Origin of the sequence: Sphingomonas sp., assembly GCF_041661825.1 — a bacterium.
Lineage (GTDB): Bacteria > Pseudomonadota > Alphaproteobacteria > Sphingomonadales > Sphingomonadaceae > Sphingomonas.
This window is the reverse complement of sequence record NZ_JBAZTU010000002.1, coordinates 903,928-915,560: the sequence shown is the minus strand read 5'-3', so window position 1 is coordinate 915,560 and position 11,633 is coordinate 903,928. Positions and strand designations below refer to the sequence as shown.

General features: G+C 63.9%; 9 protein-coding genes. 2 read left to right on the top strand and 7 right to left on the bottom strand.

Annotated elements, in window-relative coordinates:
- The first annotated feature begins 7 nt into the window (after nt 1-7).
- A complete protein-coding gene (gene dgoD / locus WC729_RS11610) occupies nt 8-1,240 on the top strand; it encodes a galactonate dehydratase (protein ID WP_372852775.1) in 1,233 nt (410 codons plus the stop codon).
- A gap of 340 nt (nt 1,241-1,580) precedes the next feature.
- Here dgoD and WC729_RS11605 read toward each other — a convergent pair whose 3' ends face one another.
- Nucleotides 1,581-1,820, bottom strand: coding sequence for a hypothetical protein (locus tag WC729_RS11605; RefSeq protein ID WP_372852773.1), 240 nt, complete (start codon nt 1,818-1,820; stop codon nt 1,581-1,583).
- A 6-nt stretch (nt 1,821-1,826) separates the two neighbouring features.
- On the bottom strand, nt 1,827-2,882 hold the full coding sequence (locus WC729_RS11600; RefSeq protein ID WP_372852771.1) for a Leu/Phe/Val dehydrogenase: 1,056 nt from the start codon (nt 2,880-2,882) through the stop codon (nt 1,827-1,829).
- 123 nt (nt 2,883-3,005) lie between these two features.
- On the opposite strand from WC729_RS11600, the gene WC729_RS11595 reads away from it, so the two are divergent.
- Nucleotides 3,006-3,497, top strand: coding sequence for an Lrp/AsnC family transcriptional regulator (locus WC729_RS11595; protein ID WP_372852769.1), 492 nt, complete (start codon nt 3,006-3,008; stop codon nt 3,495-3,497).
- 106 nt (nt 3,498-3,603) lie between these two features.
- Here WC729_RS11595 and WC729_RS11590 read toward each other — a convergent pair whose 3' ends face one another.
- Genes WC729_RS11590 through WC729_RS11570 form a run of 5 tightly spaced genes read right to left on the bottom strand, consistent with a single transcriptional unit; the run spans nt 3,604 to nt 11,576 of the window.
- Nucleotides 3,604-5,577: a serine hydrolase domain-containing protein gene (locus WC729_RS11590; protein ID WP_372852767.1), complete on the bottom strand. Its 1,974-nt coding sequence runs from the start codon at nt 5,575-5,577 to the stop codon at nt 3,604-3,606.
- 41 nt (nt 5,578-5,618) lie between these two features.
- Entirely contained in the window at nt 5,619-7,193 is a 1,575-nt protein-coding gene (locus tag WC729_RS11585) for a serine hydrolase (RefSeq protein ID WP_372852765.1), read from the bottom strand.
- Nucleotides 7,190-8,305 (bottom strand): hypothetical protein, encoded by a 1,116-nt coding sequence (locus tag WC729_RS11580; RefSeq protein ID WP_372852763.1) that lies wholly within the window; start codon nt 8,303-8,305, stop codon nt 7,190-7,192. The genes WC729_RS11585 and WC729_RS11580 overlap by 4 nt, the downstream gene beginning before the upstream one ends.
- A complete protein-coding gene (locus WC729_RS11575; protein ID WP_372852761.1) occupies nt 8,302-9,357 on the bottom strand; it encodes a DUF1611 domain-containing protein in 1,056 nt (351 codons plus the stop codon). Before WC729_RS11575 ends, WC729_RS11580 begins: the two co-directional genes overlap by 4 nt.
- A 2-nt stretch (nt 9,358-9,359) precedes the next feature.
- Nucleotides 9,360-11,576 (bottom strand): TonB-dependent receptor, encoded by a 2,217-nt coding sequence (locus WC729_RS11570; RefSeq protein WP_372852759.1) that lies wholly within the window; start codon nt 11,574-11,576, stop codon nt 9,360-9,362.
- Nucleotides 11,577-11,633: the final 57 nt, after the last annotated feature.

Here is an 11,633-nt window from a genome sequence, read left to right as displayed (position 1 = left end):
CTCTCCTGTGGCCTTCCCGCTTGCGGGAAGGCCACTTTTTTTGGCGTATAACTGTCGAAAGGCGTCCATGCGAATTACCCGAGTGACAACGAAGATCGTGCACGCGGAAATGCGGAATTGGGTCTTCGTGCGTGTCGATACCGATGTGGACGGGCTCTACGGCTGGGGCGAAGCCACGCTGGAGTGGAAGACTCGTGCCGTCGATGGCGCGGTCCGCGATCTCGAGCCACTGATCATCGGTCGCGACCCCCGCGACATCGAACAACTCGTCCGCATCATGACCAAGCACAGCTTCTGGCGGCTCGGCGTCATCGGCCGCTCAGCGATTTCCGGGATCGAGATCGCTTTATGGGACATTTTCGGCAAATCCGTAGGTCTGCCGGTCTGGCGACTGCTGGGCGGCAAGGTCCGGGACCGGGTCAAGGTCTATACCCATCTCGGTATGGGCGACATGCGCGCGGTTTATGAGACCGACAGCGTGGAGGCGCTCGCCGAGCGCGGACGCGCCGTGGTGGAGAAGGGCTATCGCGCCCTCAAAGCGGTCTTCATCCCCTATTCGCACTACGGGGTCGATCGACGTACGGTAGACCATGTCTCCCGCATGATGGACGGCCTGCGCGCGGCGGTGGGGCCCGATATCGACATCATGGTGGATTTTCACGGCCGGCCGGCGTCGATCGGCAGCGCACTGGCCTATATCGAGGCGCTCGCGCCGGGCCGCCCGATGTTCGTCGAGGAGCCGCTGCCGCCTGGAGAGACGCTCTCGTTGGCCAAGCTGGCTGCAAAGACGAACGTGCCCATCGCGACCGGCGAGCGGCTGGTCGACCGGGTCGAATATGACGACCTGCTCAGGATGCGGGCGGTCGATATTATCCAGCCCGACATCTGTCACTGCGGTGGCCTGCTGGAAGCCAAGAAGATTGCCGCGATGGCAGAGGCCGCCTCGGTTGGCGTCGCGCCACACAATCCCCTGGGACCTATCGCCGGTGTTGCAGCGCTGCATTTTGCTGTCTCAACGCCCAATCACGTCATCCAGGAAGAGATGGTCGGTGCGGTGCCTTGGTATGACGATGTGGTGCAGGGGCCCATTCGCATGGTGGATGGCCATTGGCAGCTGCCCGAAGCGCCAGGGCTCGGTATCGAGGTCAACGAGGCGGTTTGCGACGCCCACCCCTTCCAGCAGGAAGTGATCCACGCCAGCGAAGCGGTGCTCGCCGACGGAACGATCGTGGACTGGTAGCCGGCGCGGGACCGACGGGCGGATCATCATCGAGTTTCACACCGCCTTGCGCTAGAGTGGCGTATGGAAGGCGAACGGTTCCTGCGCGACATCGTCGACATCGCGCTTCCGAGCATTGTGGGGAATGCCCATCTCGACTTCGCCGATCAGTAGTCGGGGAGCGAAGAAAGGCCCTGAACTTGCTATTGTCGACTGCTTGTGGGTCGATCGACGTCCGACCGCTACACTCGGCCAACCATCTCGAATACTTGAAGAAATATATCAAGGTGTATTGCCTGAGACGTTCTCGCAAGGTTGCGCTTCGGCCTGGATGATTGCGAAACATTTCGGGGCCCGCCGCCTATGGTTCATCGAGCCTCGTCACGGCGACTGTCGCCACGTCGATGCAGTTTCGCATCTTTTCCTGGATGATCGATGCCGCCTGTTCGTCGAGTCGAGGCTGCTCGATATCGATGATCATCGTGTCGCCGACCCGTACTGCCTGCACGCGAGACGGACAGAGCCCGCGTTGCGCGAAGTGATTCAATATCCGCAGGAGAATGTCGTCCGCGACCTGGGCGGAGATGGTAAAGCGGACCATCTTCGCTCACGCAGCGACCCGCCTCGCACTGACGATAATCTGCTCAGCCATTTCGTCGGCAACCCTGTGCGTGGGCCTCCGGTCGCGGTCTGCGGATGCCAGCAGGGCCGCCAGCCTGTTCGGGATCTGGCCGACCCGTTGGCGGACCTGCTCTGTGGTCTCGCCGAGATATTCTGCGGAGACATTGATGATCCCGCCCGCGTTCACGAGATAATCCGGCGCGTAGACGATGCCCCGTTCAAGAAGAGCCGCGCCGTCCTCGTCGGTGGCAAGCTGGTTGTTTGCGGCGCCACAGACCAGCCGAGCCTTGAGACGGGGAATGCTATAGTCATTCAGAACCGCGCCCAGCGCGCACGGTGCAAACACATCCGCCTCGACCGCGAGGATGTCATCGACGTCCACCACTCGAGCGTCGAGTTCCTGGGCGAGATGGTTCACCCGGGCTCGGTCGACATCGGCGATGATCAGGCGCCCGCCCGCCTCCTTTACGAGGCGGCAAAGATGTGCGCCCACGTTGCCGACGCCCTGGATCGCGACCGTCAGGCCTTCGACGTCCGAGCCAAAGGTGAGTTTGGACGCTGCCTGTATCGACTGGAACACGCCGAGAGCCGTCCAGGGAGAGGGGTCGCCACCGGCTTTCCCAGGCTGCGGTTCCAGGCCGGCCACAAAGGACGTTCGCTGATGGACAGCATGCATGTCGTCGAGCGACGTGCCCACGTCTTCGGCGGTTATGTAGCTGCCACCGAGAGCAGCGACTGCGTCGCCGAACGCGCCGAAGAGGGCGGCTCGATCGAATTCGCCGAGCGGGCGCCTGAGCACGGCCTTGCCCCCGCCGAAGGGAAGTCCGGCCAATGCGTTCTTGTAGCTCATGCCGCGGGCGAGCCGTACGGCGTCATGAGTCATCGCTTCATCCGATTCATAGTGCCAGAAGCGACAGCCGCCGGCAGCAGGCCCGAGCGCCGTCGAGTGAATGGCAATGACCCCGCTGAGGCCCGATCGCTCATCGTTGATGAGGTGGAGTCCCTCCTGAAGATCATTCCTGCCGACAACGCGTTGAACCATGGCCCTGCTCCTTCAATGAGGAATAGCTAGCACGTGTGGCGGCGATAAAAATTGCGCGTTATCGAAGCACAAGGTAGATAATCGAATGATCTATGCGGAATTAAACAGAATTGGGAAATATCCATGCTTGAGGACCTTGATGAGTTTGAGCGCAAGATCCTCGCTGTCGTTCAGCGCGACTCGTCGAAGCCGACGACCGAGATCGCCAATGAAGTTGGTTTGTCGCAGGCGCCCTGCTGGCGCCGTATCCAGCGGCTCAAGGAGGAGGGCTATATCCGCGCGCAGGTGAGCATCCTGGACCGGAAAAAAATCGGGCTGAACGCCCAGGTATTCGCTCAGGTCAAGCTCAATCAGCACGGGCGCGCGAACATGACGGCTTTTTCGGACGCGATCCGGGAGCTTCCCGAAGTGCTCGATTGCTTTGTCCTGATGGGAAATGTCGACTTCATGCTGAGGATCGTCACGAAGGACATCGAAGCATATGAGCGCTTCTTTTTCGACAAACTCTCCCAGCTTCCCGGAATTCAGGAAGTCAATTCCATGGTCGCCCTCTCCGAGATAAAATCGACGACCGAACTGCCTTTGCACATCGCCTTCGACATGCCCTCCCACTGAGAAAGGACTATCGGGAAGGGCGTTGCGCAGGGCACGCGCTTTGGCCTGCACCTCGGCCCGTGCCGCCATGACGCCGTCCGGAGTGCTCGGCGCAGCACCGCGGTCCTCAATAATTGAGATCGACGCTGATCAGGCCTCCCATCCAGGCTATCCAGACGATGCCGATCAAGGCGATGGCGACCATCACGCTGCGCACTTGCGCACCCCAGCTTCGACCGGGCGCGAATGCGAGCTTGGCATTCCAGACGCCGATGACCGCTCCGACGAGCGGGACGATGGCGGCGACCTGCAACAGTCTCGTCCAGCCGTCCAATCCGGCGTTGTAGACATAGAAGCGATTGCTCAGGACGGGCGCGAGCATCATGTACCAACCCCCCAGATAGACCAGGTCGCCCACCGCTGCGACGCGCGTCAGCAATTTCACGCGCGCCGCCTGTCCGGCGGGACTGACCTGTCCCGGATAGGAACGGCGCAGCCAGGCGGCCACCGGCCAAAGGAGTGCGGTCGCCAGCAGGATGAGGAAAGAGAAGAGGCCGACGAGCAGATTCAGCATGGAATTGCGTGCGAGCGGTACCGCCTGCGACACGGAAACGGGATTTTCGCTGTCGATGATGGTCCGGCGGCCCCCTGTATCGGTGACCTGCAATTCCCTCGTTCCGTCGACCTCCTGCCAGAGATTGGGCGCGATCTCGCGGAAGCTTTTGTCTTCGATCGATGCGAGGCTGATGGTGCCGTCCGGGTTGGCGGTCAGCACGTCCTGCTGCAGCAGGTAGAAGAGGCTGATGAACCCGGTTTCCACGCGCCGCGAGCTCTCGTAGCGGCCGGCGAGCGTGCCGGCATGCGCCGCAGCGTTGGCGATCGCCGGCGGAGTCGTGGCCGGCGGTGCCGGGAAATAACGATTCATGAACAGTGCGAAGAGACGCTGGCGCGCGCCGTAGACGGCACTATTCTCGCCGCGGCTGTTGAAGCTGACGAAGAAGCCGACGCCCTGTTCCGGCAGCAGATTCAGGTCGGTGTGGAACACGATCGTATCGCCGCCATGACCGATGACGAGCTTGCCGTTGCGGTGCTCGTAGAAAAAGCCATGCGCCAGCTGAGCGAAGCCAGGGGTCTCCTTGAGGGACGGACTGTGCATCAGCCGCATGGTCTCGGGGCGCAGGATCTGGCCGGTGCCGAAGCGCCCCTGCTGGAGATGGGCGATCATGAAGTTCGCCATGTCCGTGCCGGTGGCGCTGACGCTGCCCGCGGGCGCCGTCGTCACGAACTCGAAGGCGCCGGGTGGCATATTGCTCTGCGAGTAGCCCTTGGACATGGACGCTGCGAGCGCCGGGGGCAGGGGCTGGAAGAAGGTCGTACGGGGCATCTGCAGCGGTTGCAGGATATGGCGCTCGACATAGGTCGCGAACGGCTCGCCCGATACGCGCTCCACGATATACCCCGCGAGCGCCACGCCATAATTGGAATAGGCCGGCACCGTACCCGCGGGGAAAAGCTGGGGGCGAGGATTCTCCTTCAGATACCGCTCGGTCGTCTTGAACCGTGCCGGGTCGATTGCGAGAAGATCCTTCAGCCCCTCCTCGAATCCCGCACGGTGCGTCATCAGGTCGGTCATCGTGATCGCCCGGCCCGATTTTGGCGTGATCTTGAAATCGAGATACTTGTTCACGTCGGCATTGAGATCGATCTTGCCGGCCTCGACCAGCTGCATCACCGCGGTCCAGGTGAAGAGCTTGGAGGTCGACCCGATCCGCATCAGCGTGCGGTCGACATCCATCTTCGTCCCGGCGGCGACATCGGCATAACCATAGCCCTTCTTGAAGAGCACCAGGCCGTCCTTGACGATGACGACCTGCGCACCGGCGATCTTGCCCTGCTCCAGCGCGGCCGGGAGATTGCCGTCGAGCCAGGCGCCGACATCGGCCGCGGTGAGGGCGGGCGTTTCGGGGATCGGCACGGCGACGACCGGCGTTGCGACGACCGGCGGGCTCTTGGGCCCGATGGGTTGCGGCTGCGAAATGGCCGGCGCCACTGCCAGCATGCAGGCGAGCATCGCAATCAAGCCTCTTTTGGTGGTCGTCATCTCAATCCCTTAAAATGCTTTGCGATGCGCACCGGGCGCGTTTATTTTTCCGCGGGCGCCGGCGCGAACGCCAGATCGCGATAGTCGAAGCTGAAGTCGGCGATCGGCGACACGGGCGCGGCGGTGATCCGCGACACTCGCCCTTCGGCGTCGAGCGCGAAGGTCAGATAGGCCGACTCGATTCCCGGATCGTCGAACTTCGCGATGAAGGTGTCGTACTGATAATGTTCAAGCCGCGCCTTCATCCGCGGTGTCGGTACGAAGTCGACCGTCAGGCCCTGCGGTCCGGCGCCGACAGTCAGCTTGCCGTACCAGGGGTCGACATATTGCCCGGCATAGCGATCGAGCGGCAGCGATGGCCCGATCTTCGCCGGTGCCGCCACCTTGGCGGCAACCGCCGCTTCGGCCGCGGCGATCCGCTGCTTGCGGTAGGCGCCGAACCGCGCCGGCCAATCCTGTTTCGGACGGCCGAGATAATGGTCGAGCAATTCGTACATCAATCCTTGGCGCGGCTCGGTCTCTTCGCTGTTGAGCTCGATCGAAAAGCCGACATTCTTCTCCGGGATGAGCACCACCACCGAGGTGGAACCATAGACGCCGCCCGCGTGCCAGACGATCTTCGTGCCATGATAGTCGCGCACTTCCCAGCCAAGCGCATAGGACTGGAAGCTCGGCTGCGTGCCGGCGACCGGTTCGGGGAGGGTCGCGATCGGGATCGGCGTTACCGGCGTCCACATCTGCTTGGCCTGAGCCTCGCTGAACAGCCGCCCGCCGCCTGGCACTGCACCCTGTGCCAGCTGGACCTGAAGCCAACGCGCCATGTCGTTGGCGCTCGCGGCAACGAGCCCGGCGGGGCCGGACGCCTGGGGCAGATGATCGCGCTCGTCGAGCATGCGCATTTCGCCCGTGCCGCGCACGGGGCCGCCATAGCGGGCATGGGACTGCGAGCGATTGGCAACCGTGAACGTACGGGTAAACTCATCCTCCGCATGCATCATTCCGGCGGGCTTGAAGACATGCTCGCGGAGATACTCTTCCCAACTCTGGCCGCTGACTTCCTCGATCAATTGACCCGCGACGATGTAGAGCACATTGTCATAGGCATAACCGCTGCGGAAGCTCGTGGCCGGCTTCACATACCGCAAGCGCCTGACGATCTCGGCGCGCGAATAGCTGCCGCGTGGGATGTAGAGCAGATCGCCCGCGCCCAGCCCAAGACCGCTGCGGTGCACCAGCAGGTCGCGCACGGTCATCTCGCGCGTCACCCAGCTATCGTACATCTGGAAGCCGGGCAGATGATCGATCACCTTGTCGTCCCAGCCGAGCTTGCCGGCATCGACCAGCGTGGCGATCGCCGCGGCGGTCATTGCCTTGGCGGTCGACCCGATGGTGAAGATCGTATCGGCATCGACCTTTTGCGGCGCGCCGAGCTTGCGGACGCCGTACCCCTTGGCGAGCACCACCTTGCCGTTCTCGACGATCGCGACGGCCATGCCCGGCGTGCCTGACGCCTTGCGGAGCGCTTCGACCCGCGCGTCGAAGCCGGCGGGCAGCTCGGCGGTGGCCGGCGCGGCGAGCAGCGCCAGCGGCAGGGCCAAAGCGGACAACTTCTTCATAGCGTCTCCGGCTGATGGGCCGTGCCCCTGATGCGCCGGTAGGCGACGAGCAGCAGCAACGGCAGGACGTAGATGGCGATCAATACCCAGGCGAGCGCGCGGTAGCCCGACGCGATCAGGGTCACGAGCCCGATGCGTTCCGCGAGCAGCATGCAGGGCACCAGCAATGCCAGTGCCGCGAGCGCGCGGACCGCAGGAGAGAGAGTGATCCGCCGGCTGCCCGAATGCAGGATGCGTTCATTGACGGCGTGGACGGCGCCCGTCCCGCTTTCGAGCAAGGCGCCGAGGATCATTACCTGAAAGATGATGTGGAAGACCGGATGGCCGAGCCGGCTGAGGATATAGTCCGAGGGTAGCACCGCATTTGCGATGTCGGGCAGGAATGCCGTCATGCTGACGAAGAACAGCAGTGCCGGCAGCATCGCGAGTGGTGCCGCGATCAGCCCGGCGGTCACCGCGTCCCGTCCCGAGCGGAAATGCCGCGTGACGGGCAGCACGACGACGGCGCCGACGATGTTGTATCCGGCATAGGTGATGCCGCCCAATGCCCAGGGGCCTTGCGGCGGGGGCGACATGGCAAAGGCCGCGGCAATCCTGTCCCCGACACCGCTGAGCGCAAGGATCAGGAACACGGCGTAGGTTCCATACAACAGGGCCGAAACCCACACGAAGACGCGCTCCACCCCGGCATTGCCGAAAGCGACGCAGGCGGCGATGCCGATCATCAGCGCCAGCGTGCCGGCGATCGGCGGCGCTCCGAACGTGGCGGCGGCGATCTCGCCCGCGGCGGCGCCGAAGACGGCGAGGATCAGGATCAGGAAGATCGCATAGGCGACCTCGAACAGGATCCATCCCCGACCGAGCAATGCCCGGAAGAAAGTGCGGTAGTCCTGCGCCCTGGCGGCATGCGCGAAGGAGAAGGTCGCCGCAGCGACGACTGCCCAGATGAGCGTCGCGAGCAATATCGCGAGCAGCCCGCCCCACGGCCCCGCCGGCAGGAAGAATTCGGCAATCTCCCGTCCCGTCGCATAACCCCCACCGATGACGACGGCCTTGAAGGCCAGGCCCGGGAGCACGAACCGGCGGAAGCGATCGATCGTCGCGGGGCTCATGCCTGGCACGTGTCGAGCAGGCGTTCGAAGGCGCGTCCGCCGCGGATGGGGTCAGCTGCCGGCAGGTCCAGATGTGCGCTTGTCCAGGCGATTGCCCTGTCCGCCGCATTCGCAGGCATGCCGGAGGTGTTCAGGCTCACGCCTGCGCAGCGGATCGCTGGGTTGGTCAGCCGACCCAGCATCAGCGTCTGCTCGATGACCGCTTCGACCAACGGTACCCGGTAGCCCGCGGCACCCAGCATTTCCTCGCGTCCCGGCTGGTGACAGACGACGAACAGGTCGGGCTGGCTGCCGTGCAGCAGCGCCAGCGAGACCGCGGCATAGGATGGGTGAAACAACGATCCTTGCCCCTCGATCACATCGAGATGGTCGGGTGTTGCGTCGGGGCTGAGCAGCTCGGCTGCGCCGGCGGCAAAATCGGCGACCACTGCGTCGATCGCGATACCGTCGCCGGCGATCATGATTCCGGTCTGCCCGCTTGCCCGGAACGTCGCGTCGACGCCGCGCGTAACAAGGCCCCGGGTAATCGCGAGCGCGGTGTATTTCTTGCCCAGCGCGCAATCGGTGCCCACCGTCAGCAGCCGCCGGCCGGTGCGCTTGCGTCCGCTGGCGATCGGCAGATCGGTCGGCGGTACGCGCAGGTCGATCAGGCGACGACCGCGGCGTGCGGCGAGCTCGCGCAGCGGCGCCAGGGTGCTCAGCTGGGCATGCATGCCGGCGATCAGGTCGAGCCCGGCGTCGAGCGCAGCAAGCAGGGCGGGCATCCAGGCGGGCGGAATCAGCCCGCCGGGATTGGCGACCCCGATCACCATCGCGCGTGCGCCCTTTGCGGCCGCCTCTGCCGGCGTCATGCGCCGCAGCCCGGTGGTGACCGTCGCGGCCGGCAAGGCATGCTCGCCCAGGCAGCGATCGCCCGCCCAGTCGCGCAGCCCGAACGCCGTCTTCGCATATCCCGGTTCGACAATATCCCCCAGGAACAGCAGATACGGCGCCGGGAGGGCATGGATTCCGCCCTCCCGGACCGGGCGTTCCAGCGACAAGAGTTCTGTCACGCCTAGAAGCCCGCGCCCAATGTCACCCCGATCGTGCGGGGCCGGATCACGCCGGTTCCCACCGAGCCGAACGGCGAATTGCCTTCGCCGACGACGTTGGTCTTGCCATCGATATTGGTGAGGTTCTTCGCATAGACCTCGACCGAGTAGCGTCCGAACTCCACCCCGGCGCGCAGATCGGCCACCGCATAGGATGGGATGTGCGACTGGCGGCCATTAGCTGCCCGGTAGTCGGCGCTGAAGGGGCCAGCCTGCTCCCCGAGGAAACGGAGCGAGCCGCCGACATAGGCCGTGGCGCTGCCGCCGACCTTCCAGTCGTAATCGCCATTGACCGACACGGCGTATTTGGGCGTGAAGGGCAGCCGGTCGCCTTTGAGACCGCCAACGATCGGATCCGTGTCCTCGAGCAGCTTTGCCTGTGTGTAGGCGCCATTCACCGACACCTGGAGACCGCGTGTTGGCCGCATCGTCGCGGTGAACTCCACGCCGTCACTATAGGCCTTCCCGCCATTGGCGTTGACACCGTAATTGTTGATCGAGGCGAAGAGCTGGATGTCGCTCCAGTCGATGTGGAACGCCGCGATATCGATGCCGAAGCTGCGATCGGCCGTTTCGGCTTTCAGACCCACCTCATAGCTGATCAGCGAATCCGACCGATAGGTCTTGACGCTGGTGGGCGCGCCGGGGGGCACGATGTTCGGGCCGCCGGGCCGGAAGCCTTTCGCGACGCGGGCATATAGCGCGGCATTGGGGTTGATCTTGAACTTGGGCGCGACCGACCAGGTGAACACGTCCTCCTTCGACGCGGAATCGAGGGCAGGGGGCGCAAGCAGGCCCGTGCCGCCCTGATCCGCAACCTGGTCGTTGTGGCTGAAGCGGCCACCGGCCGTCAGGTCGAAGCGCGAACCGAGATGAAGCGTACCGTTCGCGAAACCTGCGAATTCCTCGTAGCGCGAGTGCGTTGCGCCGTCGAACAACTGTGGCACGCCGGCGAAGATATTCAGCGTGCCGTGATCGTAGACATCCAGCCGCTGCACGATCTGGCCCGTCTCGCGATCATAATAGCCACCGAGCAGCCATTCGAAGCTATCGCTCTTGCCGGAGGAGAGGCGCACTTCCTGGGTGAAGCGCGACACATCGGTGTGCTGGACAAGGCCGATATCCGCGGCGGGACCAGCCGGCTCGCTATAGAGCCCGAGCGCATTGCCATAGAGAGCCGAAAGGTCGTCGCGCAGCGACTCCTTCAACATGCTGTAGCTGGTCGAGGACGTGAGCGTCGCGAAGCCCAGATCGAGATCGGCCGTGCCGTTGTACAGCCGATAGGCGATGTCGGTATATTCCGGTACATATTGCGACTGGACGAAATTGCCATAGCGGGTCTTCAGCGAGACGGGGTCGCTTTCGACCACGCTGGCCGCGTCACTGTCGAGATTCTGCAGGACCGCGGTCAATCGGACCGAGAATGTACTGCTGGGCTTGAATAGCGCGGACACGCGACCGCCATAGCTCTTGGAATCGTTGATGTTCTTCGCGACGTCCGAGCCGGCCAGCCCGGTCGAATCGATAAAGCCGCCATAGCTGCGGTAGAAGCCCGATCCACGGATCGCCAAAGTGTCGGAGACGGGCAGGTTGACCATCGCCGAACCGAGATAGGACAGGTCGCCACCCTGCACTGACTCGAGGCTCGCCCGGCCACGGACCTCGACCTTGTCGAACTTCGGCTCGATCGTCACGAACTTGATGACGCCGCCAAGCGAGCTTGCGCCGTAGAGCGTACCTTGGGGGCCACGCAGGACTTCGACCCGGGCAACGTCGAACGTGTCGAGCTCGCCGGCCAGGATCGCGCCGTTCACTTGCCCGCTCGACGATCCGAAGGGCGTTTCGTCGATATAGGTCGCAACGGTCGCGGCCACGCCGCCGGTATTGATGCCGCGCAGGACGATCCGCGCCTCACCCGCATTGCTTTGCGCAATCTGCAGGCCGGGGACCAGTTTGGCATAGTCCTGGAAGTTGAACGCCTGTTGGCGCTCCAGCACGGCACCCGACACGACGCTCACGGATTGCGGCACGTCGATCAGCAGCTGCTGGCGCTTCTGCGCGGTCACGATGATGTCGGGGTGTTCGGTGTCTGCCGTCGTAGCGCGCTTCGCGTCGGGCGTGTCCTGGGCCGCCGCGGCACTCGCCGCCAGTGGGATGGCAAGCGCACTGGAAACGGACAAAAATAGCCGAATTTTTTTCATCGGAGGTATTCCCTGGGCACGTTTTTTATATTTTTG

Bases quoted from the DNA above. Each gene is read 5' to 3' on its own strand.
- WC729_RS11600 (WP_372852771.1), bottom strand. From the start codon at position 2,882: ATGGTTCAACGCGTTGTCGGCAGGAATGATCTTCAGGAGGGACTCCAC.
- WC729_RS11590 (WP_372852767.1), bottom strand. From the start codon at position 5,577: ATGACGACCACCAAAAGAGGCTTGATTGCGATGCTCGCCTGCATGCTG.
- WC729_RS11585 (WP_372852765.1), bottom strand. From the start codon at position 7,193: ATGAAGAAGTTGTCCGCTTTGGCCCTGCCGCTGGCGCTGCTCGCCGCG.
- WC729_RS11595 (WP_372852769.1), top strand. From the start codon at position 3,006: ATGCTTGAGGACCTTGATGAGTTTGAGCGCAAGATCCTCGCTGTCGTT.
- WC729_RS11580 (WP_372852763.1), bottom strand. From the start codon at position 8,305: ATGAGCCCCGCGACGATCGATCGCTTCCGCCGGTTCGTGCTCCCGGGC.
- WC729_RS11605 (WP_372852773.1), bottom strand. From the start codon at position 1,820: ATGGTCCGCTTTACCATCTCCGCCCAGGTCGCGGACGACATTCTCCTG.